This is a genomic window from Micromonospora sp. NPDC049240 (assembly GCF_040647835.1).
In the GTDB taxonomy this organism is placed as follows: Bacteria; Actinomycetota; Actinomycetes; order Mycobacteriales; family Micromonosporaceae; genus Micromonospora.
This window is the reverse complement of sequence record NZ_JBEZCX010000011.1, coordinates 55,802-81,107: the sequence shown is the minus strand read 5'-3', so window position 1 is coordinate 81,107 and position 25,306 is coordinate 55,802. Positions and strand designations below refer to the sequence as shown.

At 74.1% G+C, this 25,306-nt stretch carries 22 protein-coding genes; 10 read left to right on the top strand and 12 right to left on the bottom strand.

Annotated features, from left to right (window positions below; genetic code table 11):
* Positions 1-27 precede the first annotated feature (27 nt).
* The 4 genes from AB0B02_RS18295 to AB0B02_RS18280 are packed head-to-tail and all read left to right on the top strand — an operon-like array spanning position 28 to position 6,016.
* Entirely contained in the window at positions 28-1,671 is a 1,644-nt protein-coding gene (locus AB0B02_RS18295) for an extracellular solute-binding protein (protein WP_357301607.1), read from the top strand.
* Between the two features lie 6 nt (positions 1,672-1,677).
* Positions 1,678-3,222 carry a xylan 1,4-beta-xylosidase gene (locus tag AB0B02_RS18290; protein ID WP_357301604.1) on the top strand — a complete coding sequence of 515 codons (1,545 nt, stop codon included), beginning with the start codon at positions 1,678-1,680 and terminating at the stop codon, positions 3,220-3,222.
* Positions 3,219-3,902, top strand: a complete 684-nt coding sequence (locus AB0B02_RS18285; RefSeq protein WP_281941026.1) for a hypothetical protein — start codon at positions 3,219-3,221, stop codon at positions 3,900-3,902. The genes AB0B02_RS18290 and AB0B02_RS18285 overlap by 4 nt, the downstream gene beginning before the upstream one ends.
* The gene (locus AB0B02_RS18280; RefSeq protein ID WP_281941024.1) at positions 3,899-6,016 is read left to right on the top strand and encodes an alpha-glucuronidase; all 2,118 of its coding nucleotides are present in this window, start codon (positions 3,899-3,901) and stop codon (positions 6,014-6,016) included. The genes AB0B02_RS18285 and AB0B02_RS18280 overlap by 4 nt, the downstream gene beginning before the upstream one ends.
* Positions 6,017-6,025: 9 nt before the next feature.
* Here the strand turns inward: AB0B02_RS18280 and manD are convergent, their stop codons facing one another.
* Genes manD through AB0B02_RS18260 form a run of 4 tightly spaced genes read right to left on the bottom strand, consistent with a single transcriptional unit; the run spans position 6,026 to position 10,691 of the window.
* The gene (gene manD, locus AB0B02_RS18275) at positions 6,026-7,234 is read right to left on the bottom strand and encodes a D-mannonate dehydratase ManD (RefSeq protein WP_281941023.1); all 1,209 of its coding nucleotides are present in this window, start codon (positions 7,232-7,234) and stop codon (positions 6,026-6,028) included.
* Positions 7,235-7,291: 57 nt separating this feature from the next.
* Entirely contained in the window at positions 7,292-9,235 is a 1,944-nt protein-coding gene (locus tag AB0B02_RS18270) for a beta-propeller domain-containing protein (RefSeq protein ID WP_357301599.1), read from the bottom strand.
* Positions 9,236-9,282: 47 nt separating this feature from the next.
* Positions 9,283-9,579, bottom strand: a complete 297-nt coding sequence (locus AB0B02_RS18265) for a MoaD/ThiS family protein (protein ID WP_281941019.1) — start codon at positions 9,577-9,579, stop codon at positions 9,283-9,285.
* Positions 9,576-10,691 (bottom strand): sialidase family protein, encoded by a 1,116-nt coding sequence (locus AB0B02_RS18260; protein WP_281941017.1) that lies wholly within the window; start codon positions 10,689-10,691, stop codon positions 9,576-9,578. Before AB0B02_RS18260 ends, AB0B02_RS18265 begins: the two co-directional genes overlap by 4 nt.
* Before the next feature lie 163 nt (positions 10,692-10,854).
* Between AB0B02_RS18260 and AB0B02_RS18255 the strand changes: the two genes are divergently transcribed.
* The gene (locus AB0B02_RS18255; RefSeq protein WP_281941016.1) at positions 10,855-11,268 is read left to right on the top strand and encodes an MmcQ/YjbR family DNA-binding protein; all 414 of its coding nucleotides are present in this window, start codon (positions 10,855-10,857) and stop codon (positions 11,266-11,268) included.
* A 1-nt stretch (position 11,269) separates the two neighbouring features.
* Here AB0B02_RS18255 and AB0B02_RS18250 read toward each other — a convergent pair whose 3' ends face one another.
* A complete protein-coding gene (locus AB0B02_RS18250; RefSeq protein ID WP_357301594.1) occupies positions 11,270-11,797 on the bottom strand; it encodes a GNAT family N-acetyltransferase in 528 nt (175 codons plus the stop codon).
* Positions 11,798-11,908: 111 nt separating this feature from the next.
* Between AB0B02_RS18250 and AB0B02_RS18245 the strand changes: the two genes are divergently transcribed.
* Together AB0B02_RS18245 and AB0B02_RS18240 are read left to right on the top strand one after the other, a co-directional pair.
* The gene (locus AB0B02_RS18245) at positions 11,909-12,796 is read left to right on the top strand and encodes an alpha/beta hydrolase (RefSeq protein WP_357301591.1); all 888 of its coding nucleotides are present in this window, start codon (positions 11,909-11,911) and stop codon (positions 12,794-12,796) included.
* Between the two features lie 48 nt (positions 12,797-12,844).
* Positions 12,845-13,261, top strand: a complete 417-nt coding sequence (locus AB0B02_RS18240) for an ASCH domain-containing protein (RefSeq protein ID WP_281941010.1) — start codon at positions 12,845-12,847, stop codon at positions 13,259-13,261.
* A 79-nt stretch (positions 13,262-13,340) separates the two neighbouring features.
* Here AB0B02_RS18240 and AB0B02_RS18235 read toward each other — a convergent pair whose 3' ends face one another.
* Positions 13,341-13,682, bottom strand: a complete 342-nt coding sequence (locus AB0B02_RS18235; protein ID WP_357301586.1) for a hypothetical protein — start codon at positions 13,680-13,682, stop codon at positions 13,341-13,343.
* 153 nt (positions 13,683-13,835) lie between these two features.
* Here AB0B02_RS18235 and AB0B02_RS18230 point away from each other — a divergent pair, with 153 nt between their 5' ends.
* Complete coding sequence (locus tag AB0B02_RS18230; RefSeq protein ID WP_281941006.1) at positions 13,836-14,672, top strand: glycosyltransferase family 8 protein; 837 nt, start codon at positions 13,836-13,838, stop codon at positions 14,670-14,672.
* 63 nt (positions 14,673-14,735) lie between these two features.
* Here the strand turns inward: AB0B02_RS18230 and AB0B02_RS18225 are convergent, their stop codons facing one another.
* From AB0B02_RS18225 to AB0B02_RS18210, 4 genes are all read right to left on the bottom strand, one after another.
* Entirely contained in the window at positions 14,736-15,101 is a 366-nt protein-coding gene (locus AB0B02_RS18225) for a VOC family protein (RefSeq protein ID WP_281941005.1), read from the bottom strand.
* An 18-nt stretch (positions 15,102-15,119) separates the two neighbouring features.
* Positions 15,120-15,434, bottom strand: a complete 315-nt coding sequence (locus AB0B02_RS18220) for a DUF5988 family protein (RefSeq protein WP_357301581.1) — start codon at positions 15,432-15,434, stop codon at positions 15,120-15,122.
* A 189-nt stretch (positions 15,435-15,623) separates the two neighbouring features.
* Positions 15,624-16,364: an ABC transporter permease gene (locus AB0B02_RS18215; protein ID WP_281941001.1), complete on the bottom strand. Its 741-nt coding sequence runs from the start codon at positions 16,362-16,364 to the stop codon at positions 15,624-15,626.
* Complete coding sequence (locus AB0B02_RS18210; protein ID WP_281940999.1) at positions 16,361-17,293, bottom strand: ABC transporter ATP-binding protein; 933 nt, start codon at positions 17,291-17,293, stop codon at positions 16,361-16,363. Before AB0B02_RS18210 ends, AB0B02_RS18215 begins: the two co-directional genes overlap by 4 nt.
* 284 nt (positions 17,294-17,577) lie before the next feature.
* Here AB0B02_RS18210 and AB0B02_RS18205 point away from each other — a divergent pair, with 284 nt between their 5' ends.
* Entirely contained in the window at positions 17,578-18,981 is a 1,404-nt protein-coding gene (locus AB0B02_RS18205) for an acyl-CoA synthetase (protein WP_357301577.1), read from the top strand.
* Here the strand turns inward: AB0B02_RS18205 and AB0B02_RS18200 are convergent.
* Together AB0B02_RS18200 and AB0B02_RS18195 are read right to left on the bottom strand one after the other, a co-directional pair.
* On the bottom strand, positions 18,978-19,643 hold the full coding sequence (locus AB0B02_RS18200; protein ID WP_357301573.1) for a 4'-phosphopantetheinyl transferase superfamily protein: 666 nt from the start codon (positions 19,641-19,643) through the stop codon (positions 18,978-18,980). The two genes, AB0B02_RS18205 and AB0B02_RS18200, sit on opposite strands and share 4 nt — an antisense overlap.
* A gap of 51 nt (positions 19,644-19,694) precedes the next feature.
* On the bottom strand, positions 19,695-21,083 hold the full coding sequence (locus AB0B02_RS18195; protein WP_357301570.1) for an AMP-binding protein: 1,389 nt from the start codon (positions 21,081-21,083) through the stop codon (positions 19,695-19,697).
* Between the two features lie 1,289 nt (positions 21,084-22,372).
* Here AB0B02_RS18195 and AB0B02_RS18190 point away from each other — a divergent pair.
* Positions 22,373-25,129 (top strand): AAA family ATPase, encoded by a 2,757-nt coding sequence (locus AB0B02_RS18190; protein ID WP_357301567.1) that lies wholly within the window; start codon positions 22,373-22,375, stop codon positions 25,127-25,129.
* The last annotated feature ends 177 nt before the right edge of the window (positions 25,130-25,306 follow it).

Below are 25,306 nucleotides of genomic sequence, written 5' to 3'. Positions count from 1 at the left end.
CGGTGCCACCAACCGAAGGGAACACCCATGGTCCAGCTGTCCCGCCGCCAGGTGCTGCTCGCCACCGGCGCGGCCGCCGTCGTCTCGCTGACCGGATGCGGTGACGACGGCCCCGACAAGAAGGACCTCGACCGCAACCGGGCCGGCGCGATGGAGAAGTACGGCATCGGCGACCAGTTCCGGGCCACCGAGCCGGTGTCGTTCTCGATCCTCTACAACAACCACCCGAACTACCCGCTCAAGCCGGAGTGGCTGTTCTGGTCGGAGCTGGCGAAGCGGACCAACGTCAAGCTCGACCCGGTCGCCGTGCCGCTCAGCGACTACGAGCAGAAGCGCAGCGTGCTCGTCTCCTCCGGGGACGCGCCGCTGATCATCCCGAAGACCTACCACCCGCAGGAGAACTCGTACGTCTCCTCCGGCGCGATCCTGCCGGTCAGCGACTACCTCGACCTGATGCCGCACTTCGCGGAGAAGCTGGAGAAGTGGAACCTCAAGCCGGAGATGGACACGCTCCGGCAGGAGGACGGCAAGTTCTACCTGCTGCCCGGCCTGCACGAGAAGCCCTGGCAGGAGTACACGCTCGCGGTCCGCACCGACATCCTGGAGCAACTGGGCATCCCGTCGCCGACCACCTGGGACGAGGTGTACACCATGCTCAAGGCGATGAAGGCGGCCCACCCGGACGTCCATCCGTTCTCCGACCGGTTCGGCAAGCCCAACCCCGCCGGCAACCTGCTGAACATGCTCGCCCTGTCGTACGGGCTGCCGGGCGCCGGCTGGAACTACCAGGCCACCGCCTGGGACGCCGGCGCCGGGAAGTACGTCTTCACCGGCGCGTCGGAGCAGTACCGGCAGGTGGTGACGTTCCTGCACAAGCTGGTCGCCGAGGGGCTGCTCGACCCGGAGACGTTCACCCAGACCGACGACCAGGCCCGCCAGAAGCTCGCCAGCGGGAAGTCGTTCGTGATCAGCACGAACGCGCAGTCGCTCGTGAACGACTACCGCCCGGACATCGCGAAGATCAACCCCAACGCCCGGCTGAAGAAGATCATGTTCCCGATCGGCCCGGCCGGTCCGGTCAACCCGGCGAGCCGGCTGGAGAACGGCGTGATGATCTCCAGCAAGGCGCGCGACGGCAAGCACTTCGTGGCCATGATGCAGTTCATCGACTGGCTCTGGTATTCCGACGCCGGCCAGGAGTTCGCCAAGTGGGGCGTCGAGGGCACCACGTACACCAGGGACGCCGCCGGCCGGCGCGCCCCCACCCCCGACGTCGACATCGTCGGGCTCAACCCCAAGGGCACCAAGCATCTCCAGAAGGACTTCGGCTTCGCCAACGGCGTCTTCGCGTACGGCGGCAAGCTGGACCTGGTGCAGTCGTTCTTCTCCCCCGAGGAGATGGAGTTCCAGCGGGAGATGAACGGCCGCAAGCCGGCGCCCTGGGTGACGCCGCCGCCCGCGCCGCTGACCGACTCCGAGCGCGAGCAGACCACGCTCTGGGCGACGGCGCTGAAGGACTACGTCACCCAGAACACGCTCCGGTTCGCGCTGGGCCAGCGCCCGTTGAGCGAGTGGGACGCCTACGTCACCGAACTGAAGGGCAAGAACGCGCAGGCGTACACCGATCTGGTCAACAAGGCGTACGAGCGGTACCGCAAGAACCACGGGTGACCGGCGATGCGCCACATCGTCCCCGACCGGCCCGTCGGCCGGCTGACCGACGCCTGGCGCACCTGCGTGGGCACCGGGCGGTTCGACCTGGCGCTGCGCCGGGACTACCAGGACTCGCTGGCGCTCGTGCAGCGCGACATCGGGTTCCGGCACATCCGCGGCCACGGGCTGTTCAGCGACGGCGTCGGCGTGCACCGGCCGTACGAGTACCGGGGCGAGCGCCGGGTGCGGCACGCGTTCACGTACGTCGACCAGGTCGTCGACGCCTACCTGGAGCGGGGCGTCCGGCCCTTCGTGGAGCTGGGTTTCATGCCGTCGGCGCTCGCTTCCGGGGAGCAGACCGTGTTCTGGTGGCGGGGCAACGTCACGCCACCCAACTCCTATCCGGAGTGGGGCGACCTGGTCCGCGCCACGGTGGCCCACCTGGTCGACAGGTACGGCCTGGCGGAGGTGCGCGGCTGGCCCATCGAGGTGTGGAACGAACCCAACCTGCCCGATTTCTGGCGCGACGCCGACCAGGCCGCCTACCACCGCCTGTACGAGGTGTCGGCGCACGCGGTCAAGGACGTCGACGCCTCGCTCCAGGTCGGCGGCCCGGCCATCTCCCCCGGCGCGGACGAGTGGCTGGCGCCGTTCGCCGAGTTCGTCGCCGCCCGCGACGTGCCCGTCGACTTCGTCAGCCGCCACGCGTACACCTCCGGCCCGGCCCGGCACGTGCCGTTCGGCACCCACCAGACGCTGGCCCCGGCGGCGGAGCTGCTGGAACAGTTCGCCGCGCCGCGCCGCCACCTGGCCGGCACCGCGCTGGCGGACCGGCCGGTGCACATCACCGAGTTCAACTCCTCCTACCGGCCGGACAACCCGGTCCACGACACCGCGTTCCACGCCGCCTATCTCGCGCCGGTGCTGGCCGCCGGCGGGGACCTGGTCGACTCGTTCTCGTACTGGACGTTCAGCGACGTGTTCGAGGAGGTGGGCGTGCCGACCGCGCCGTTGCACGGCGGTTTCGGCCTGCTCGCCCACCGGCAGCTCAAGAAACCCACCTACCACCTGTACGCGTTCATGGCCCGGCTCGGCGGCGAGGTGCTCGCCCACGGGTCGGACCACCTGGTCACCCGGCACCCGGACGGTCGGGTCGCGGTGCTGGCCTGGGCGCCGGTCGACGTCACCGGCCGGACGCCGGCGCCGGCGCGGCACACCCTGGCGCTGTCGGTCCCGCTCGGCCCGCCCGGCACCACCTCGGCGTTCCAGCTCCGCTCGTCGGTGAGCGAGGAGGCCGGCAACGTCCGGGCGGCCTGGCGGGAGATGGGCAGCCCGCGCTCGCCCCGCCCCCGGCAGCTCGACGCGCTGCGGGAGGCCGCCGAGCCGGCCCGCAGCCACCGCGCCCTGCCGGTCGCCGCCGGGCGGGCCGACGTCGACCTCGCGCTCGCCCGGCACGAGGTGACGCTTGTCGAGCTGACGCCGGTGGTGGACGAGACGCCGCCGTGGGACGACGGGCGGATGCTCGACCCGACCGGTGAGCCGGCTTCGACCCGGCCGGAGCCGTGGTGAGCGGGCCCGGCCGGCGGGAGTTCGGCGACGGGCCGCTCTCGCGGGCCGCCGCGGCCGTGCACATCCTGCTCGTCGTGGAGCTGCTGCTCCTGCTCACCACCGTGCCGGGGCTAATCGCGCTGGTGCTGCTCGACCGGGACGCCAGCAACCTGCCGCTGGTCGCGGTCTGCCTGCTGCCGGTCGGGCCAGCCGTCTCCGCCGCGCTGCACGCGCTGCGTCACCAGCGCCGGGACCTGACCGACCTGCGGCCCGCCGCCGCGTTCCGGCGCGCCTACCGGGCCAACCTGCCGGGCGTGCTGCGGGTCTGGGTGCCGACGCTGGCGTGGTTGACGCTCATCGCGGTGAACCTGGCCCACCTGCCGGCCGCGGCCGTGCCGGCCTGGTGGGCGGTGCCGCTGGCGCTGGTCGGGGCGGGCGTCGCGCTGGTCGGGACCAACGCCCTGGTGATCGTCTCGCTGTTCGCGTTCCGCACCCGCGACGTGGTCCGCCTGGCCGGGTACTTCCTGGTCCGCACGCCCGGCGTCACGGTCGGCAACGCCGTCCTGCTGGGCGCCGCCGCCGGCGTCACCGCCGTCTTCTCCGAGGCGGTGCTCGCGCTCCTGGGCGCGGTCGGCGTGCTGGCGCTGCTCCGGATCGGCGACCCGATGATCGACGTGATCCGGAGGGAGTTCACCACGTGAGTACCGCTGCCACGGACGAGCCGGCGAGCGGCGCGGAGCCGCTGCCGGTGGACACGACCACCTGGCACGCCGCCTGGCTGCCGCCGGAGGCGTTCCGGGCGCTCGGCACCCGGGGCGTCCTGGTGCACGGTCCCGGCCCGCTGGTGGACACCGTGCTGGACGAGGTGACGCGAGCCTGCGCCCGGTACGGCGGTCGGGTGTGGCGCTCCCCGTCCTGGGACGTCGACGCCGACCTGGTGCTCGCGCTGCGCGACGCCGGTCCGCTGGCGAACGCGACCGCGGAGGCGGTCCGCCTCGCCGCCACGCCGGCGGGAAACGGCCGGGGCGACGGCGCGCTCGGCGACGAGGGGTTCCTGACCGCCCGGTCGGGGGGCGTGACGGTGGTGCTGGCCGACGCGCCGGCCGGCCTGCTGTACGGGCTGTTCCACGTGGTCCGGCTGGGCGCGGCGGCGTTCGACGTCGACCGGCCGGCGCGGCGGCACGGCCCGGCGCTGTCCCGCCGGATGCTCGACCACTGGGACAACGTGGCCGTGCACCCGGTGTCGGGTCAGGTCGAGCGCGGCTACGCCGGCGGCTCGATCTTCTGGCGCGACGGCGCGGCGCGCCGGGACACGGCCCGGATCCGGGACTACGGGCGGCTGCTCGCCGCCTGCGGGATCAACGCGATCGCGGTGAACAACGTCAACGTGCACGACACCGAGGCGCGGCTGTTGACCGACCGGCTGGGCGACGTGGCGGAGATCGCGGACGTGCTGCGCCCGTACGGCGTGCGGGTGCACCTGGCGGTGACGTTCGCCGCCCCGGTGGTGCTCGGCGGCCTGCCCACCGCCGACCCCCACGACGACCGGGTGCGGGCCTGGTGGGCCGCCGCCGCCGGGCGGGTGTACGCGCGCGTCCCGGACTTCGGCGGCTTCCTGGTGAAGGCCGACTCGGAGGGCCGGCCCGGCCCGTTCACCTACGGGCGCGACCACGCCGACGGGGCGAACCTGCTGGCCGCCGCGCTCGCGCCACACGGCGGCGTGGTGCACTGGCGGGCGTTCGTCTACGACCACCACCAGGACTGGCGGGACCGGTCGACGGACCGGGCCCGGGCCGCGTACGACCACTTCACCCCGCTGGACGGGCGCTTCGCCGACAACGTGATCGTCCAGGTGAAGTTCGGCCCGGTGGACTTCCAGGTCCGCGAGCCGGTGTCGCCGCTGCTGCTGGCCATGCCGGCCACCCGGATGGCGGTCGAGGTGCAGGTGACGCAGGAGTACACCGGCCAGCAGCGGCACGTCTGCTGGCTCGGCCCCTGCTGGAGCGAGGTGCTGCGGTTCGCGCCCCGGGGCGACGCCGGCACGGTCGCCGACGTGGTGGCCGGCGCGCGCGGTGGCGGCCTGGCCGCGGTGGCCAGCACCGGGGACGACCCGTTCTGGACCGGGCATCCGCTGGCCCAGGCCAACCTGTACGCCGTGGGGCGGCTCGCCTGGGACCCCCGCCTGGAGCCCGGCGCGGTGCTCGACGAGTGGATCGGGTTGACGTGGCCGCCGGCCACGACGCCCGACCCGGACCTGCTGCGGCGGACGCTGCACGAGATCATGGACGACTCCTGGCGCGGCTACGAGCGGTACACCGCGCCGCTGGGTGTCGGTTTCATGGTGCGGCCCGGGCACCACTACGGGCCCGACGTGGACGGCTACGAGTACACCGCCTGGGGCACCTACCACTTCGCCGACCGGGACGGCGTCGGGGTGGACCGCACCCGGGCGACCGGGACCGGGTTCACCGGCCAGTACCCGGCGCCCTGGTCGGAGGTGTACGAGTCACGCGAGCGGTGCCCGGACGAGCTGCTGCTCTTCTTCCACCACGTCCCCTACGACCACGTGCTGCACAGCGGCCGTACGGTGATCCAGCACATCTACGACACGCACTTCGCCGGCGTCGAGCAGGTGGTGGCGATGCGCGAGCGGTGGCGCCGACTCGCCGGCCTGATCGAACCGGCGGTGCACGAACGGGTGGCCGAGCGCCTCGACGAGCAGGTCCGCAGCGCCATCCAGTGGCGGGACCAGATCAACACCTACTTCTTCCGCAAGTCCGGGGTGCCGGACGCGTACGGTCGCCGCATCTGGTGACCCGGCGAGTCACCACGGGTGCACCGTGCCGTCGGTCAGCCGGTTCACCGGGAGGTAGGCCGGCGCGTACGGGAACCGGGCCGCCGCCGCCTCGTCGATGTCCACCCCGAGGCCGGGCGTCTCGGCGGGGTGCAGGTAGCCGTCGGCGAAGTGGTAGCCGTGCGGGAAGACCTCGTCGGTCTCGTCGGTGTGCCGCATGTACTCCTGGAGGCCGAAGTTCGGGATGGCCAGGTCGAGGTGGAGCGCGGCGGCCATGCAGACGGGCGACAGGTCGGTGGCCCCGTGCGAGCCGCTGCGGACGTGGTGCAACGCCGCGAGGTCGAAGATGCGACGCAGGTGGGTGAGCCCACCGGCGTGCACCACCGTGGCGCGGACGTAGTCGATGAGCTGTTCCCGGATGAGCTGGGCGGCGTCCCAGATGCTGGTGAAGACCTCACCGACGGCGATCGGGGTGGTGGTGTGCTGGCGGATGAGCCGGAAGCCCTCCGGCAGGTCGGCCGGGACCGGATCCTCCATCCAGGTCAGCGCGTACGGCTCCAGGCTGCGGCCGAGCCGGGCCGCCTCGATCGGGGTGAGCCGGTGGTGCACGTCGTGCAGCAGCCGCAGGGTGGGACCGAACTCGTCGCGGACCCGGGCGAACACGCCCGGCACGTGGGCGAGGTACGCCTCGGTCGACCAGGTGGTCTCGCTGGGCAGCGCGGCGTCGGCCGGCTCGTAGAACATCTTGTCGGCGCTGACGCCGTAGGTGCGGGGCAGGCCGGGCACGCCGCACTGCACGCGTACCGCGCGGTAGCCGAGGTCGACGTAGCGGGCCACCTCGGCCAGCACCTCGTCGACGGTCTCGCCGTTGGCGTGGCCGTAGACGGTCACGCCGTCGCGGGACCGGCCGCCGAGCAACTGGTAGACCGGCAGCCCGGCGACCTTGCCCTTGATGTCCCAGAGCGCGGTGTCCACCGCCGCGATCGCGCTCATCGTGACCGGCCCGCGTCGCCAGTACGAGCCCTGGTAGAGGTACTGCCAGGTGTCCTCGATGCGGGCCGGGTCGCGGCCGATCAGCAGCGGCACCACGTGGTCGCGCAGGTAGGACGCGACGGCCAGCTCCCGACCGTTGAGGGTGGCGTCGCCGACCCCGGTGACGCCCTCGTCGGTGACCACCTTGAGGGTGACGAAGTTGCGGCCGGGGCAGGTCAGGATGACCCGAGCATCGACGATCCTCATCATCAGGACATTAACAGACATCCATGGTCGCGGCGGCACGACGGCCCGCCGGCTGGTTCAGGCCGTCGGCACCCAGGCCACCGTCCGCATGGTGGTCGGGGCGGTCGCCTTCAGGCCGGTGTCGGAGACGGTCCAGAGCACCCCGTCGACCACCAGCGACCGGCGGACCGGCGTCCACTCCGCACCGTCGCCCAGCGACGGCGGATGGTCGATCGTGCCGGCCACCGTGAACCCGTCGTCGCCGACCCGCAGCGCCAGCATCCCGGCGGCCGGCGCGGCCCGGCCGGCCGCCCCGCCGGCCCGGTCGGTGACCACGCCCGGCCGGTTCACCGGCAGCACCACCAGGCGCTCCGGCGCCCAGTAGAGGAACGCGTGCGGGTCGGCCTCCGCGTCGGACCAGCCCCGCGCGACGTGGTGCCGGGCGATCCGGGTCGGCCGGGCCGGGTCGGCGACGTCGAACAGCGACACCTGGGTGCCCAGGACCTGCCCCCGGTCGGTCGCCTCCTGCCCGACCCCGAGCAGTCGGCCGTCCCCGGCCGGATGCAGGTACGACGAGTACCCGTTGATCTTCAGCTCGCCGGTCACCCGGGGCGCGACCGGGTTCCGCAGGTCCACCGCGTACAGCGGGTCGGTCTGCCGGAACGTCACCGCGTAGCCGGTGGGGCCGAGGAACCGCACCGCGAAGATCCGCTCGCCCCGACCCAGCCCGGTGACCTGGCCGACCCGGGTAAGCGTCGGGCCGTCGGGCCGCAGCACGTAGACGCCGGAGGTGGACCCGTCCCCGCGGCCCCACCGGTCGCCGGTGGTGGTGGCCACCCGCAGGTGGCCGTTCCACTCGGACAACGCGTACTGGTTGATCAGCCAGCCCGGCACCGAGCCGGACGCGACGTGACGCGGGGTGCGCCCCGTCAGGTCGAACTGGTAGATCTCGGTGCCGCCGTCCGCCGCGCCCGGCGACGCCAGCGGCATCCGCCGGCGCTTGTCGTTGGTGAGATAGAGCCGGGGACCGCTGCTGTAGACCGTGTCGCCGTCGGCCGCGACGGTCACCGGGTCACCGGTGCCGAGCGTGGACGCGCCGAGGTCGAAGCTGAGCACGGTCACCATCGCGGCGCCGGAGAAGCCGGCCGGCCGGCTCACCCGGTCGCAGTCCACCCGCCCGGTGGCGGTGTGGCCGCCCGCGCGAACCTCGTACCGGGGCAGCCAGTCGTCGATCGTGGCCCGGTCGACGACCGCGCGATTGGCGGCCGTCCGCTGCGCGTCGGTACCCCGGCCCGGCGCGGGGAAGGCCAGCCGGGGCGCGGAGCGGACCACCACCCGGACGGTCGCCCCGACCTGCCGCGCGTCGACCATGCTGCCGTCGATCCGGTAGTCACCGAGGATCCGCGGCGTCCCGGCGAGGTCGACCAGGACCAGCCGGGACTGCGGCCCGTCCGGGCCGATCTGCCCCTTCGGCGCGGCGGACTTGACCATCCACCGGGCCGGGAGCAGCACGAGCGCCCGGTCGCCGTGCAGCAGCAGGCTGGTGTCACCTCCGGCGAACCGCTCCCCCACCGTCGGGTCGATCGCCAGCCGGCCGGTCAGCCGGCGGCTCGCCGGATCCACCACGGACAGCACGCCCCGGGTCACCGTGACGATCCGCCGGCCGTCGGTCTTGACCAGGTCCGGCTCGTCCACGCCGGCCTCGTGCACGGTGGTGCCGGAAAAACCGGCCGTGGGCGCGCTCGCCGCGTCCTTCGCGGCGGCCGGTCCGGTGGCCCGTTCGACGATGAGCCCGCCGTCGCCGTCCACCCCGAGACCCCACGGGCCGACCGCCGCCCGCGCCGCGGCCCGGAGCTGCCGCAACGCCTCCTCGCAGGAGTCGAACGCGACCAACCGCAGCCCGCCGGACGAGCCGCCCCGGTCCCGGGGCGGCGGCGCGGCCGACGGTGCGGGGGTGCAGCCGGCGAGGGTCAGCGCGACGACAGTCGCCCATCCGACGGTTCGGGATCTGCCACCAGTCATGGACCCTCAGACGTGGCCGCCCCGGACGCGGTTCCCGGACGCGGCGCTCAGCCCCCGGCCATCGCGCCGAGCACGATGAACGGCTCCTTGCCGGCGACCACCTCCTCGGGCAGCGGCGCGTCCGGCGGCTCGTGGGACAGGTCCCGTTCGCAGGCGTAGAAGCGGACGAACGGGCGGCGCGCGCCGCTGTGCCGGTCGCGGATCGTGCCCCGCAGCATCGGGTAGGCGGCCTCCAGTGCGTCGAGCACCTCACGCTGCGTGGGCGGGCCGGCCACCTCGACGCGCACCTCGCCGGTGACGTGCGCCAGGTTCTTCAGATGGGCCGGCAGCACGACCCGGATCACGGCAGCACCTGCACCTCGACGGAGAGCACCGGCGGCAGGTCACGCACGATCGGCGCCCAACTGTCGCCGGCGTCCGCCGAGTGGTAGACCTGCCCGCCGGAGGTGCCGAAGTAGATCCCGCACTCGTCGAGCGTGTCCACCGCCATCGCGTCCCGCAGCACGTTGACGTAGCAGTGCGACTGCGGCAGGCCCTCGGTCAGCGGCTCCCAGTGCTCGCCGCCGGTGCGGCTGCGGTAGACCCGCAACCGGCCGTCCGGCGGGTAGTGCAGCGAGTCGCTGGTGATCGGCACCACGTAGATCGTCTCGGGCTCGTGCGCGTGCACCGCGATCGGGAAGCCGAAGTCCGACGGCAGGTTGCCGCTGACCTCCCGCCAGCTCCCACCGGCGTCGTCGGTGCGCATCACGTCCCAGTGCTTCTGCATGAAGAGGGTGTCGGGCCGGGACGGATGCTGGGCCAGCCGGTGCACGCAGTGGCCGGTCTCCGAATCCTGGTCGGGGATCTCCGCCGACCGCAGCCCCTTGTTGATCGGCAGCCAGCTCGCGCCGCCGTCGTCGCTGCGGAACGCCCCCGCCGCCGAGATCGCCACGTAGATCCGGTCCCGGTGGACCGGGTCCAGGATGATCGTGTGCAGGCACATCCCGCCCGCGCCGGGCTGCCAGCCGGGACCGCTCGGGTGCTGACGCAGCGCGGTCAGCTCGGTCCACTTCTCGCCGCCGTCGGTGGAGACGTAGAGCGCGGCGTCCTCCGCGCCCGCGTACACCGTGTCGGGGTCGTGACGGGACGGTTCGAGATGCCAGATCCGCTTGAACTCCCACGGCCTGGGCGTGCCGTCATACCAGAGGTGCTCGCCGACGTCCCCGGCGTAGGCGAAGTCGTTGCCGACCGGGGCCCAGCTCCGACCGCCGTCGTCCGAGCGCTGGATGAGCTGCCCGAACCAGCCGCCGGACTGGGACGCGTAGAGCCGGTCCGGAGCGACCGGGGAGCCGGTCAGATGATAGATCTCCCAGCCGCCGAAGTGCGGGCCGTCGACCGTCCAGTCGCGGCGCCGCTCGTCCGACGTCAGCAGGAACGCGCCCTTGCGCGTGCCGACAAGCACTCGAACTATGCTCATATCCTCATCCTTTGTCCGCAGGTGCAGCAGCTATGACCACGGATCGCGTCGAGACTCATCGGTGTTCTACTCCCCGCCTACGACAATCGACGGCCCCACCGGCGGCGGCAAGGACGCCGCGCCGGCCCTCCGGGTTGTCGGTGGGAGTGGTTAACCTGCCCGCGTGACCGCCCCCGGAGACGTCCCACCCGACCACCTCGACCGCCTGCGACCGATCTGCCTCGGCCTGCCGGAGACCCACGAGGAGCCCGCCTGGGTGGGCCTGCGCTGGCGGATCCGCACCCGCACGTTCGCCCACGCGTACACCGTCGGCCCCGACCACCCGGCCGCCGTCGCGCGGGCCACCGCGACCGACGAGCCGCTCTGCGTGCTGACGTTCCGCGCGCCCGGCGACGAGATCGCCGGGCTGCTCGCCGCCGGTCCGCCGTTCTTCGCGCCGGGCTGGGGCGCCGACGTGGTCGGGATGACGCTCGACGACACGACGGACTGGACCGAGGTCGCCGAGCTGCTCACCGAGAGCTACTGCCTACGGGCGCCGAGAAAGCTGGCCGCCCGGGTCGACCGGCCGCCGGGCTGAGTCAGCCGAGCTTCTTGCACAGCGTCTCGAACGCCAGGTCCGGGCGACGCGGCACACCGAAGCGCTCGTCGCCGTACGGGAACGGGCTCAACTCGCCGGTGCGGGCGTAACCGCGCCGCTCGTACCAGGCGATCAGGTCGTCGCGCTGGACGATCACGGTCATCCGCAGCTCACCGGCGTGCCAGCGCTCCCGGGCGTACCGCTCGGCCTCGGCCAGCAGTTCCCGACCCAACCCGCCGCCCTGGTGACCGGGCGCGACCGCGAACATGCCGAAGTACGCGTGGTCGTCCCGGCGCTCCAGTTGGCAGCAGGCGACCGGCGCGCCGTCCCGCTCCGCCAGCAGGACCACGCCGGTCGGGCCGGTCACCGCCGCGGCCACCATCTCCGGGTCGGTGCGCTGGCCGTCGAGCAGGTCCGCCTCGTGGGTCCAACCGGCCCGGGCCCGGTCCCCCCGGTAGGCCGACTCGATCAGGTCGACCAGGGCGGGCACGTCGGCGGGTCCTGCGGTACGGGTCGTGGTGCTGGTCATCGTGCTCTCCACGGTCGGCGCGGCGTACCCCGCCAGCGTACGCAGCCGGATGCGCGACGCACCCGGCGGCACGGGACGGCCGGGGCCGGCGCGGCGTGGTTGACTGCCGGCGTGGAGACGACCATCGGCGCGTCGGGCCGGCCGGCGACGCTCGACCTGCCGGCCGGCCCGGTCCGGGGCGGGTTGGTGGTGCTGCACGGTTCGCACGCCGACAAGCGGTCCCACTTCCTCTACCGGCACCTCGCCCGGCTGCTGCCGCCGGCCGGCGTCGCGGTACTGCGCTACGACCGCCGCCCTCGGGTGGACGGCCGCGACGTGCCGCTCGCCGACCAGGCCGAGGACGCCGCCGCCGCGGTGGCCGTGCTGCGCCGGCACGTCGGCCCGGCGCCGGTCGGGCTGTGGGGCTTCAGCCAGGGGGCCTGGGCGGCGGCGGTCACCGCCGCCGCCCACCCCGTCGACTTCCTGATCCTGGTCTCGTGCAGCGGGGTCAGCCCGGCCGCGCAGATGCGCTACGGCACCGCCGAGCAGCTACGCCGACACGGCTACGGGCCGGTCGACGTGGCCGAGCTGACCCGGTTGCGCGAGATCGCCGAGGGGTTCCAACGCGGCGACGTGCCGCGCCCGGCCGCGCAGGCGGCGCTGACGGCCGCGCTGTCGCGGCCCTGGTTCCCGCTGGCGTTCCTCCCCCGCGAGCTGTCGGAGCGGCCGGGCACCTGGGCCGACATGGATTTCGACCCGGCGCCGGTGTTCGCCCGGCTGACCGGCCCGGTGCTGCTCTGCTACGGCGAGACCGACGCCTGGGTGCCGATCGAGGAGAGCATCGCGGTGTGGCGACGGGCGGCCCACGACGCCGACCTGACCGTGACCCGGCTGCCCGGCTGCGACCACGCGCCCACGCTCGGGGAGCGCGAGGAGCTGGCCGCCGTCAGCCCGCGTTACGAGGCCGTGCTGCTCGACTGGCTCGACCGGTGGCTTCCGGCCGGTCCTCGTCTGGCGTGAGCCGAAACCGCGTCGCCGCCGACCCGCGACGCGGCTACGCTGCGCGCCATGACCGCCGAGCTGCCCCCGTACGAGTTCGCCTTCCCCGGCCCGCTGCGTGACCAACTGGTCGCCGCCGTGCTGAACGGCACCAAGACCAGCACCACCGGGCTGCTCCAGGACAACGAGATCGAGGGCGAGCCGCTGCCGACCGTCGGCAGCCGGTTCGCGGTGATCGACTCCGCCGGCCGGCCGGTGGCCGTGATCGAGCTGGTCGAGGTCCGCGTGGCCCGGCTCGGCGACGTGGACCTCGACCACGCCCGGGACGAGGGCGAGGGCTACACGTCGGTCGACGCCTGGCGCGCCGGCCACGAGGACTACTGGCACGGCGACGACTACCGGGGGTGGCTCGGCGACCCGACGTTCACGGTCGACGACGACACGCCCGCCGTGCTGGAGCGCTTCCGCCTCGTCGAGACGCTGTGACGACGCGCGATTCGCTCCGGGTGCGGTCGTCGTCGCGCTGAGCCCGCTCCGGGTGCAGTTGTCGTCGCGCCGGTGCCCCTCAGTCGAGCCACCAGGCCTGCATGTCCGCCCCGACCGGCGTGAAGCGCAGCACGGTCACCACGGCACCGGCCACCACGCCGGCCAGCAGCAGCGCCCGCAGCCCACGCGGCAGCGACCGCCGGTCCCGGGCCAGCAGCACCACGCCGTAGCCGGCCAACAGCGGGCTGGCCAACCCGGCGAGGTAGAGCAGCGCGGTGAGGCCGTAGAGCCACATGAACGGGTTCCAGCCGTGCATGCCGAACGGCACCAGATCCTTCGGGTCGTACGCGCCGGTGCGCAGCTCGGCCGGGCCGGCGGCGCTCGAATGTCGGGTGGCATCGCATCGCCACCGGCGTGCCACACCTCGCCGCTGCCGGACCGGCGGAATTGAGGGGCGAATTCAGGGGTTGCTTTGCCGAACCCCCTGAGCGAATGCGCATTCCTTGCCGGGCCGACAATTCCACGGCTACTTTCTCGACGTTGCGCTCACGCACCGCCGCGAAGGAGAGCACCCGTGGACCTCACCCTGACCTTTGACAACGCGTACGCGGCGCACGCCGCGGTCGTCATGTCGACAGTCGCCGAGTCGAACCCGGGCGAGACGCTCCGGTACTGGCTGGTGGCCGCCGACGACGTGCCGGCGAGCGCCCGGAACACGCTCACCCGCATCGCCGGGCCCAACGCCACCGTGGAGTTCCTCCGGGTGGACGCCGCGCAGGTGAACCTGTCGAAGGGCAGCGACCCGCTGATGGCGTACCTGTCCCCGGCGATGTACCTGCGGCTGCTGGTCCCCGCGGCGCTGCCGGCGGACGTACGCCGGCTGCTCTACCTGGACTGCGACACGATGTGCCTGAACAGCCTCAACCCGCTGTTCGAGCTGGACATGGGCGGGGTGCCGCTCGGCGCGGTGCGGGACCCGTTCAACCGCCGGCTGCTGGACATGGGCGGCATCCCCGGCCTGTCGAGCTACGACCACCTCGACCCGCACGCGCTCTACTTCAACTCCGGGGTGCTGCTGATCGACGTGCCGCGCTGGAAGGAGTGCGAGGTGAGCGAGGTGTCGCTGGACTACCTGCGTCGGCACGCGCACGAGTCCCGCTACCCGGACCAGGACGCGCTCAACTTCGCGGTGCACGCCAACTGGCTGCGGCTGCCGTGGCGGTGGAACGACCTGATGGCCTGGCGACGGGAGCCGGAGTTCGGCGGCAAGCTCACCGACTCGTCGATCATCCACACCGCCGGCCCGGTCAAGCCGTGGCAGCCCGGCTTCCCGCAGGGCGCCCGGCGGGACTTCTACTGGCAGCACCGGCGGCGCAGCGGCGGCGGCCTCGGGTCGACGCTGCGGCGCTGATCCTCGCGGACACGACGAACGGCCCCGCCCGATCGGGCGGGGCCGTTCGTCGTCGTCGGGCACCTAGGGGGCGGGCACCGCCCAGCGCAGGCCGGCCGGGTCCCGGAACACCACGCCCACCGGCGGGCCGCCACCTGTGGGTTCGAGCGTCGCGCCGGCCGCCAGCGCCCGCTGCACGAGCTGGTGCGGATCGGCCGGCGCGAGCGGCAGCGGGCCACCCGGACCGCCCGGGTCCCCCGGGCCGTCGGACCACTCGCTGACCGTCAGCCGGTGGCCGTCGACCACCAGTTCGGCGTGCAGGACGCGACCGTCCAGCAGACACTCCCGCTGCACCGGCACCGCCTCGAAGACCGCCGCGTAGAACGCGGTCACCGTGGCGACGTCGGTCACCGTCAGGTGCGCACCGTTGCGCGGATCCCCGACGCCCATCGCGTTACCGCCTCTCGTTCACTCCGCGATACGGGTTCGGCCGGTCCAGCGGAAGACCGCCGGCGTGCCGTCGACGACGCCGGCCGGATCCCGCTCGAAGTGCTCGTAGCCCCCGTAGTGCCGTACCTTGATCTTGGATTCCACCGGGGACACCCGGTGGTTGCGCAGCTCGACCGGCAACGTCGCCGGCCCGCCCTCCAGCACCGCCTCGACGATGCCGGCGGCGTCCGTGCCTAGCTGGTGGGCCGTCAGCGGCCAGGCGGTCCGGTCGTCACCGTTGACGAAGGACGTCGCCGTCCGGACGGCCGGGGCGGGATCGGAAGAAGCTGTCATGGCACGACCTCCGTCGTTCGTGTTCCGCCTCGCCGTGCGCGCGCCGCGGGCGCCGCGCACGAGCGCGGGGCGGATCGCCGCCGGTTCCGCCGGGGCGGACCGTGCGGCGATCTCCCGTGCGACTCGAACGTAATCCAGATCACACCGCCGACGTACCCTTAGCCGCCCCCTAGCGGGGGCCGGCGGGCCCTACTCCCAGCGGAACAGGCGGGTGGCGAGCAGGCAGCCCACGACGGCGGTGCCGGCCAGCACGAGCAGCTGCGACACGGACGGGCTCTGCCCGGCCCACGCGGCGGAGAGGGTGTCCACGGTGGCGCCCAGCGGCGAGTATTCCCCGATGCGGGCCAGCACGGTGGGCATCTGGTCGCGGGGCAGCCAGGCCCCGGCCAGGAACAGCAGCGGGAAGAACAGCGTCGGCCCGATGGACTGCGCCGAGCGCGCCGACGGGGCGAGCGCGGCGATGAGCAGGCCGATCGCGAACAGGCAGGCCACCCCGAGCAGGAAGGCCAGCACGAAACCGGGCACGTTGGCCGGCGCGGGCTGGTCCAGCAGGAAACGTACGCCGACCGCGGTGACCACCGCGCCGGCCACGCCCATGGCCAGGTTGACCACCACCTGGGCGATGAGCAGCAACGCCGGGCTGACCGGGGTGGTGGCCAACCGGCGCAGCACCTTGCGTTCCCGGTAGATGCCCAGCGCCATCGGCAGCGTGAACAGCGCCAGCATCCCGATCGTCAGGGAGAGCGCGATGGACGGCAGGAACGTCTGCTCGCCGTGCTGCCCGGGGGTCGCCTCCTGGGGGGCCCCGCGCTGCGGCAGGCCGAACACCAGCATCAGGCCGAGCGGCAGCGCGAAGACGAAGAACAGCGAGACCGGCTCCCGCAGGAACAGCTTGGCCTCGACGGCGACGAGCTTGGACAGGGCGTTCACGATGACCTTCCGTCGAGCGCCGGCGGGGTGGCCGGGTGGCCGGTGAGGGAGACGAACGCGTCGTCCAGGGTGGGCTGCTCGACCCGGAGGCCGGCGTAGCGGATCTTGCGCTCGGTCAGCGCCGACAGCACCGCCTGGAGCACCTCCTCGGGCCCGGTGACGGTGACCTCGTCGCCGTCCCGGCGCACGGAGCTGACCTCGGGCAGCGCGGACAGCAGCGCGTCGTCGAGGTGGTCGAGCGCGCGGAAGTGCACCCGGTGCTCGGCCTCCACCCGGGACATCAACCCGGCCGGCGTGTCGATGGCGACCACCCGACCGGCGTCGATGAGCGCGAGCCGGTCGCAGAGCCGCTCGGCCTCGGCCATGAAGTGGGTGACAAGCACGACCGTCACGCCCCGGTCGCGGATCCGCTCGACCAGGTCCCAGGTGTCGCGCCGGCCCTTCGGGTCCAGCCCGGTGGTCAGCTCGTCGAGGATGGCGATCTCGGGGCGGCCGACCAGCGCCAGCGCCACCGACAGGCGTTGCTTCTGGCCGCCGGAGAGCTTGTGGAACGCGGTGTTGCGCTGCTCGGCCAGCCCGAGGTCGGCCAGCAGCTCGTCGATGTCGGCGCGGTTGCGGTAGAAGGAGCGGTAGAGGTCGAGCGCCTCCCGTACCCGCAGCTTGTCGGGGAGCTGGCTCTCCTGGAGCTGGGCGCCGACCCGCTGGCGCACCTCGGTGCGGTCCCGGATCGGGTCGAGCCCGAGCACCCGCACCGTGCCGCCGTCGGCGCGACGCAGGCCCTGCACGCACTCCACGGTGGTGGTCTTGCCGGCGCCGTTGCGGCCGAGCACCCCGAATATCTCGCCCTGCTCCACGCTGAACGAGACGTCGTCGACCGCCACCTTGTCGCCGTACCTCTTGTGCAGGTGCTCGACTTCGATGACCGGCATCTGGCGGGATCCTCCGTCGTGTACGGGTGCCGCCGGCGAGTCGCGGCGTCGGTGTGGGCGGGGGCGACCCGCGCGGCGGGCCGACGCCGCCCATCATCCGGGCAACCGAGACGCGGTTCAACCCATCGGCCGATGAATCGGGGGTGCACGGCCCGTCGCCAGGGGTGTCGGACGGTCACCCGGCGTGTCGCCGGGCCCGGTGGCCGCAGGGGTGGTCGGCCCCCGGGCGGCCCGGTTACGGTCGGTGCGCCGCCGCCGGGCGGCGAATCGCGAGAGGGGTGCCCGTGCCGCTGCTGAGCTGGCTCGACCGGTCCACCGACGAGCGACCGGACGCGATCCGCGTCGACGACCGGGCACTGTCCTGGGTGGAGCTGCGCCGGGCGGCCGCCGCGGTCGCCGACGACCTGCACGGGGTCCGCCGGGTCGCGGTGCCCGCCACGTCGAGCCTGGAGACCGTGGTCGGCGTGGTCGGCGGGCTGCTGGCCGGCGCGGCGGTGGTGCCGGTGCCGCCGGACGCCGGGCCGGTGGAGCGCGACCACGTGCTGCGCGACTCCGCCGCCGAGGTGCTGCTGACGACGCCCGGGACGCCGGCCGTCGACGGTCCCGCCGGGCCGCCGGCCCTGCCGGTGGACCTGACCCGCCGCTCGGACAGCCGGCATCCCGAGCCGGACGCGGCGACCACCGCGCTGATCCTCTACACCAGCGGCACCACGGGCGCGCCGAAGGGCGCGGTGCTGTCCCGCCGCGCGGTCGCCGCCTGCCTGGACGGGCTCGCCGACGCCTGGGCCTGGACGCCGGACGACGTGCTGGCGCACGGCCTGCCGCTGTTCCACGTGCACGGGCTGGTGCTCGGCGTGCTCGGCCCGCTGCGGATCGGCGGCCGGCTGCACCACGTCGGCCGGCCCCGCCCCGACCGGTACGCGGCCGCCGCCGGCTCGCTCTACTTCGGCGTACCCACGATCTGGTCGCGGATCGCGGCGGAGCCGGCGGCGGCGCGGGCGCTACGCGGCGCCCGGCTGCTGGTGTCCGGCAGCGCCGCGCTCCCCGAGCCGGTCTTCACCGCGCTCACCGAGCTGACCGGCCACCGCCCGGTCGAACGGTACGGGATGACCGAGACCCTGATCACGGTGAGCGCCCGGGCGGACGGGCCCCGGCGGCCGGGCACGGTGGGTGTGCCGCTGCCCGGCGTACGCACCCGGGTGGTCGACGAGCGGGGCACGTCGCTGCCCGCCGACGGGGAGACCATGGGCGAACTCCAGGTCCGCGGCGACACGCTCTTCGACGGCTACCTGAACCGGCCGGACGCCGACGCCGCCGCCCGGACCGCGGACGGTTGGTTCCGCACCGGTGACGTGGCGACGGTCGGCCCGGACGGCGCCCACCGGATCGTCGGCCGGGCCGCCACCGACCTGATCAAGAGCGGCGGGTACCGGATCGGCGCGGGTGAGGTGGAGGACGCGTTGCTGGCGCATCCCGGGGTCCGGGAGGCGGCGGTGGTCGGCACCCCGCACCCGGATCTGGGCCAGCAGGTCACCGCGTACGTGGTCGGGGACGGGCTGGGCGAGGCCGAGCTGATCGACTTCGTGGCCCGGCAGCTCTCCGTGCACAAGCGGCCCCGGCAGGTGCGGCTGGTCGACGCGCTGCCCCGCAACGCCATGGGCAAGGTGCAGAAGAGCCGGCTGACCTAGCGTCGCGGCGCCCCCGGAACGATGACGGCGGTGAGCACCAGACCCCGCTCCACCAGGAACCGGCCGTCGAACGCGGTCAGCTCCACGCCGCCGAGTCGCGGGCCGGGCACCAGCAGCCGGGCGGTGAACGTGCCGGCCGGGTCGACCGTGATGTCCGCCTCGGCGAAGTCCAGCCAGCGGCCGGTCAGCGGGAACCAGGCCTTGTAGACCGACTCCTTCGCGCTGAACAGCAGCCGGTCCCAGCAGGTCCCGGGGTGGGCGGCGGCGAGCGCGGCGGTCCGGCTGCGCTCGGCGGGCAGCGCGACCGCGTCCAGCACCCCGTCGGGCAGCGGCGCGTGCGGTTCGGCGTCCACGCCGACGCTGCCGACCGTCGCCGCGCGGGCGAGGGCGGCGCCGCGGTAGCCGTCGCAGTGGGTCATGCTGCCGACGACGCCGGCCGGCCAGCCGGGCGCGCCCCGGACGCCGGGCAGGATCGCCGCCGGCGGCAGGCCCAGCCGGGCCAGCGCCCGGCGGGCGCAGTGCCGGACGGTGGTGAACTCCTGACGGCGTTTCGCCACCGAGTTCGCGACGACGTGCTCCTCGTCCGGGTGCAGGCGCAGCCCGACCGGGTCGGTGAAGCACTCCTCCACCACCACGGCCGGCGGCAGGATCCGCTCGATCACGCCCCGGATGGTAGGACGTGTCCGCCGTTCCGTCCGACCCGCGGGCGGTGGTCAGGGGTCGCGTACGGGGTGCTGTCCGCTCCGCCGGATCAGCAGCGACTTGCGGACCCGGCCCTGCGCGCTGCGGGGCAACTCGTCCACGAAGTGCACCCGGCGGGGTCGGGCCGCCGCCGAGAGCAGCCGGCCGACGTGGTCGATGAGCGCCTGGGCGGTGAGCCCGGCCGCCGCGACGACGTACGCGACGACCTGCTCGCCGAGCGTGCGGTGCGGCGCGCCGACCACCGCCGCGTCGTGCACGCCGGGGTGGGTGAGCAGCACCTCCTCGACCTGCCGGGTCGGCACCGGCCGGCCGCCGCAGCGCACCACGCCGATGCCCTCCGGGCCGAGGATGCGGTGCCGTCCGGCCGGGTCCACGGTGGCCAGGTCGCCGGTGGGGTGCCAGCCGTCGACCGGTGGCGCCGACCCGGGCCGGTCGGCGTACCCGCTGAACATCGTCGGACTCCGGACGCTCAGCTCACCGACCGCGTCACCGTCGGCGGCCACCGGCCGGCCGGCGTGGTCCAGCACCCGGGTCTGCACGCCGGGCAGCGTGGTGACCGGGGCGCCGGCCGGACCGGTGAGCACGATCAGCGTCTCCGTGGTGCCGTACCCCTCCACCGGATGATGGGAGGTCAGCAGCCGCAGCCGCTCGCCCACGGCGGGCGCCAGCGGGGCGTCGCCGGAGACCAGCATGCGCGCCCGGGACAGCGTCCGGGCCCGGGGCGCGTCCCGGGCGATGCGCGCCCACTGCCCGGGCAGCGCCAGGTAGATGGTGCCGGCCGGGCCGGCGGTGGCGTGCCGGTCGAGGTGGACGAACCGGCTGCCCACCCGGAGCGCGCCGAGCAGCCCGACCACCAGCCCGTACGCCCGGAACAGCGGCGCGCCCTGGACGAGCACGTCCTCGGCGCTCCACCGCCAGGCGGCGGCGAGCAGGTCCAGGTCGGCCGCGATGGCCCGGTGCGAGATGCGGACGCCGCGGGAGAGCCCGCCGACGCCGCCGGTGTAGAGGATCACCGCGTCGCTGGCCGGCAGCGGGTCCGGGTGCGTGGCCCAGGACCGCTCCCGCAGGTCCACCGGGACGATCGGCAGGCTGGTGTCGGTGGTGGTGGGGCCGAGCAACACGTCGGCGCGGGACTCGCGCAGGATGCGGTGCCGCTCGTCCGCCTCGGCGCCGGGCGGCAACGGCACCACCGGCACGCCGGCCTGGACGGCGCCGACGATCCCGACCATGGTCTCCAGGCTCGGGCCGGCCTCGACCGCGACCGCCCGGGCGCCCAGGATCCGGCCGGCGACCGCGTTCGCGCAGCCCAGCAGCGCCTCTGCGGAGAGCGTCCGGCCGGCGACCCGGAGCGCGTCGCAACGGTCCGCCCCGGACCCCCGCAGCCCGGGCAGGAGCGTCATCGAACCGGGGCCCGGTATCTCGGCGGTGGTTGGCAGATCACGCGCGAACCCTTCACGTCCCGGGCGCGCGGCCCGTGGCCGATCCCCCCGTCGTGCGGCGGATTGTCATCCGCCGACCATGGCGGACAGTCCGAAATTAGGCGGCCGACGGGCGGCGGACAACCCCTACCCCGCATGCGCGCCGACGCGTCCGGTCGCGGTGTCACCGGCCCGGAGCGGCAGGTGGGGAAGGGACGGAGCACCCCGGATGAAAGTCATTCGCGTTGATCGGTCGACGGTGCGCGGCGTCCGTGGGTGCGAACGGAATCGGGCCGTCGAATCGCGCCCGGCGCTCCACCGCGCCATCTACCAGGACCGGGAAATAACGATTCCTATTTCATTCCGGGGCAGTTACCGGCGGGGCCGCTTTCTTTCCCGCCGCCGTTCCGTGGACCGATGCGCCGCGAATTTCTTGTTTAACAACAAGTTGCGGCAAAGGGCTTCCAGACGGACTGAAACGGGCAAGTTGGGCGAGGGTCGAAAGTGCGGCGACGGCTGCTGAAATCGGCAGGCAACCGCCGCGGCGAGAAACGGTCGGAGCGCCGGCGGCCCGGGCCGGACGCACCGGCCGGAGCGACAGGTGACGGCGCCGGCCCGCGGCATGCGGGCGGACCGGCCGGCATCGAGCCGCCGTCCGACGCCCCCCGCCGGCACGCTCGCCGTCCGGCAACAGGTGAACAGCGAGAACGCTCTCCCGCCGCGGGGCGGGAGCCCTCGCGCGACCCGGGTCGCCGGGCCGCCGGCCGGAGCCGGCCGACCGGCCGCCGCGTCCAGCCCCCGAGGCCGGCCGGCCGTTCTCCACGCGCATTAGCGGCAAGGGTGGAAAACGTTACCAACCGCCCTGTCGGACCGTCTGCGTCACGTTCCGGAAGAACCGGATGACTTTCCGCTGTCGGACCGCCCGGGTCGCCCTCGTCGAGCCCCGACGCGGCGATGCCATGTTTGCTCATCCTTTACATCCTTCGACTTGCCGCCCAATTGCCGGGCTGACATACTCCACTCCATGAATCGGGATCGATAGAGGCGGACCGCGTCGATCCGCCCAAATTGCGGGACCGCAGGTGACGGCGGATTTTCGACGCGCGAGACCAGGCGCGACGTTCGACGAAACGCCCACGTCGTACCATCGTTGTCGGTATTCGCCAATTGGAATGGGTCAAGGATTTGTGGGTCTCTGACTGCAACGGGTGTCACCGGAGACCACGGCGCACGGCCCGCCCGGGGGCCGCGGCCGGGCGGAGGCCCGCCCGATGACGATGGCCGAACGGGACCGGCATCTCGACGTCCTGACCGGCCGGCTCGCCGGCCTGCTCCACCCCGGCGGACCGGCCCCCGCCCCCGGCCCGATCACGCTGGTCACCGGGCCGGTCGGCGCCGGCAAGACCACGCTCCTCCAGTCCTTCGCCCGGCGGTGCGCCGAGGCCGGGGTCGCGTTCCTCGGCGCCAGCGCGTCGCGCAGCGAACGCACCGTGCCGCTGGAGGTGGTGCGGCAACTCGTGCGACGGGCCACCGTGGCCGACGCCGACCGCGACCGCGTCGGCCGGCTGCTGGACCAGGCCGTGCTGCGCTGGGGCGAGACGGCCGACGAGGAGGCGCTCGCCCCGCTCATCGCCGCGATCGGCGGCGAACTGCTGGAACTCGTCGCGCGGGCACCCGCCGTGGTCGCGGTCGACGACGTCCAGCACGCCGACGCGCCGTCGCTGCGGTGCCTCGACCACCTGACCCGTCGGGTCACCGGCCTGCCGGTGCTGATCGTGCTGACCGAGGCGCCGCGCACCCGGCCCTGGCAGCCCACCGCCTACGCCGAACTGCTCCAGCCGGCCCGGCTGCACCGGCTCCGGCTGCCGCTGCTCACCGCGGACGGGACACACCGGATCCTGGCCGACCGGCTGGGCGCGCCGGTGGCCCGGCGGATCGCCGACGAGGCGTACCGGATCAGCGGCGGCAACCCGCTGCTGGTGCACGCGCTGGCCGACGACCACCCGGCCGACGCCGAGACGCCGACACCCGGCGAGGCGTTCCGGGAGGCCGTGCTGAGCTGTCTCTACCGCTGCGAACACCTGGTGCTCAAGACCGCCCGGGCGCTGGCGGTGACCGAGGAGCCGCTGCACGGCCCGCTCCTGCCCCACCTGGTCGATCTCCCCTCCGAGCTGAACCTGCACGCCGTCGACGCGGCCACCAGCGCCGGTCTCGTCGACGCCGACGGTCTCCGACACCCGGCGGTACGCCGGGCGGTGCTCGACGGCATGACCGTGGAGGAACGCGCCCGGTTGCACCGCGCCGCCGCCCAACTGCTGCACGACGACGGCGCCCCGCCACCGCGGATCGCTCCGCACCTGCTCACCGCCGACGAACTGGCCGAGCCGTGGATGGCGCAGACCCTGCTCGACGCCGGCGAACAGGCGCTGGCCGACGGCGACGTGGACACCGGCCGGCGCTACCTGCGCCGCGCCAACCGGGACTGCGCCGACGAGTGCCTGCGGGCGCGGATCCGCTCCGCCCTGGCCCGCGCCGAGTGGCGGCTGGACCCGCAGGGCGCGGTCCCCCACCTGCTCGGCATCGCCACCGCCGTACGCGCCGGCCACCTGGACACCCGACAGGCCGCCGGTCCGATCCAGTACCTGCTCTGGCACGGCCAGATCGGCCGGGCCATGGAACTCATCCACCACCTCGGTGAACGCGCCGACGGTGCGGACGCGCGCTCGGCCGGCGACCTGATGATCATCAAGGGCTGGATGGCCACGCTCTATCCCGGGGTCCCGCTCGACGCGGTTGCCGCACCGGCCGGCACCACCCGGGACCCGCTCGCCCTCGCCCGGGTCCGACACCGCCTGCGCGGTGTCCTCCTGCTCGACACCGTGCTGGGTCGGGGCGACCTCGGCGCGCTGGAGAACGCCGAACGCACGCTCGGGACGCTCGGGCTGGACGACGAGCCGAACATGTGGAGCGCCGTCTGCGCGGTGATCGCCATGATCTACGCCGACCGGCTCGACCTGGCCGGCGAGTGGTGCGACCGGCTGGACCGGATCGCCTCCGCCCGCCGGCACCGGACGCCGCGTGCCCTGCTCACCGCCGTCGCCGCCACCGTGGCGGGCCGACGCGGCGACCTGCGCCGGGCGCGTGAACTCGCCGAGTCGGCGCTCAACCGGCTGTCCCCGAAGGGGTGGGGTGTCGTCATCGGCGCGCCGCTTGCCATCCGGCTGTGGACGCTGACCTGCCTCGAGGAGTGGGACGAGGCGGCGGCCTGCCTGCGTACGCCGGTGCCGCCGACGCTGTTCGAGACCCCGTTCGGCCTGCACTACCTGCACGCCCGGGGTGTGCACGCCCTCGCCGCGGGCAGCCCCGAGGCGGCCCTGGCCGACTTCCAGCTGTGCGGGCAGCTGATGACCTCGTGGCGGCTCGACCAGGCGCCGCTGGTCCCCTGGCGGACCGAATCGGCGCGGGCGCTGCTGCGGATGGGCCGCCGGCAGCAGGCCGAGAAGGTGGTCCGGGAAGAGCTGGACCGGCTCCGCCCGACCGACCTGCGCTACCGGGGCGCCGCGCTGCGGGTGCTCGGCACCGTCCAGGAGGGAGCGGAGCGGATCCGGCACCTGCGGTGCGCGGTACGACTGCTGCGCCAGTGCGGGGACCGGGTCGAGCTGGCGCGCGCCCTCGGCGACCTCGGCCAGGCCCAGCAGCAGGCCGGCGACCTGCGTCAGGCACGCAGCACGGCCCGCGCCGCGCGGGACCTCGCCGAGGAGTGCGGAATCCCGGTGCTGCGGCCGACCGCGGCCGGCCGGGCCACCGCGCCCGATCCGGCTTCCGACGCCGGAATCCTGCTCACCGGCCTCAACGACGCGGAGTCCCGGGTCGCCGCGCTGGCCGCGCAGGGGCACACCAACCGGGAGATCGCCGAGCGGATGTTCCTCACCGTCAGCGCCATCGAGCAGCGGCTGACCCGGATCTACCGCAAGCTGGACGTCAACTCCCGCAGCGAACTGGCCGCCCGGCTGCGGCTCGACCGCTGAGCCGACCGGCCACCCCGTACCCCTGACGGTCCGCCCGCGGCCGGCCACTCGGCCGGCGGGCCCCGCCGAATTGTGGTCTCCTCTCCTCGATCGGCCGTCACCTGCTGTCCATCGGGCCGAAACCGGCCCGTCATCCGGTCTGCCCACGCCCCCCTTCCGGACGGCCACGCAACCCCT

What these genes read in the sequence shown, in the direction of transcription:
- AB0B02_RS18195 (WP_357301570.1), bottom strand. Translation starts at nt 21,083, where the DNA reads ATGACGCTCCTGCCCGGGCTGCGGGGGTCCGGGGCGGACCGTTGCGAC.
- AB0B02_RS18295 (WP_357301607.1), top strand. Translation starts at nt 28, where the DNA reads ATGGTCCAGCTGTCCCGCCGCCAGGTGCTGCTCGCCACCGGCGCGGCC.
- AB0B02_RS18290 (WP_357301604.1), top strand. Translation starts at nt 1,678, where the DNA reads ATGCGCCACATCGTCCCCGACCGGCCCGTCGGCCGGCTGACCGACGCC.
- AB0B02_RS18225 (WP_281941005.1), bottom strand. Translation starts at nt 15,101, where the DNA reads ATGGGCGTCGGGGATCCGCGCAACGGTGCGCACCTGACGGTGACCGAC.
- AB0B02_RS18240 (WP_281941010.1), top strand. Translation starts at nt 12,845, where the DNA reads ATGACCGCCGAGCTGCCCCCGTACGAGTTCGCCTTCCCCGGCCCGCTG.
- AB0B02_RS18270 (WP_357301599.1), bottom strand. Translation starts at nt 9,235, where the DNA reads ATGACTGGTGGCAGATCCCGAACCGTCGGATGGGCGACTGTCGTCGCG.
- AB0B02_RS18260 (WP_281941017.1), bottom strand. Translation starts at nt 10,691, where the DNA reads ATGAGCATAGTTCGAGTGCTTGTCGGCACGCGCAAGGGCGCGTTCCTG.
- AB0B02_RS18210 (WP_281940999.1), bottom strand. Translation starts at nt 17,293, where the DNA reads ATGCCGGTCATCGAAGTCGAGCACCTGCACAAGAGGTACGGCGACAAG.
- manD (WP_281941023.1), bottom strand. Translation starts at nt 7,234, where the DNA reads ATGAGGATCGTCGATGCTCGGGTCATCCTGACCTGCCCCGGCCGCAAC.
- AB0B02_RS18220 (WP_357301581.1), bottom strand. Translation starts at nt 15,434, where the DNA reads ATGACAGCTTCTTCCGATCCCGCCCCGGCCGTCCGGACGGCGACGTCC.
- AB0B02_RS18190 (WP_357301567.1), top strand. Translation starts at nt 22,373, where the DNA reads ATGACGATGGCCGAACGGGACCGGCATCTCGACGTCCTGACCGGCCGG.
- AB0B02_RS18250 (WP_357301594.1), bottom strand. Translation starts at nt 11,797, where the DNA reads ATGACCAGCACCACGACCCGTACCGCAGGACCCGCCGACGTGCCCGCC.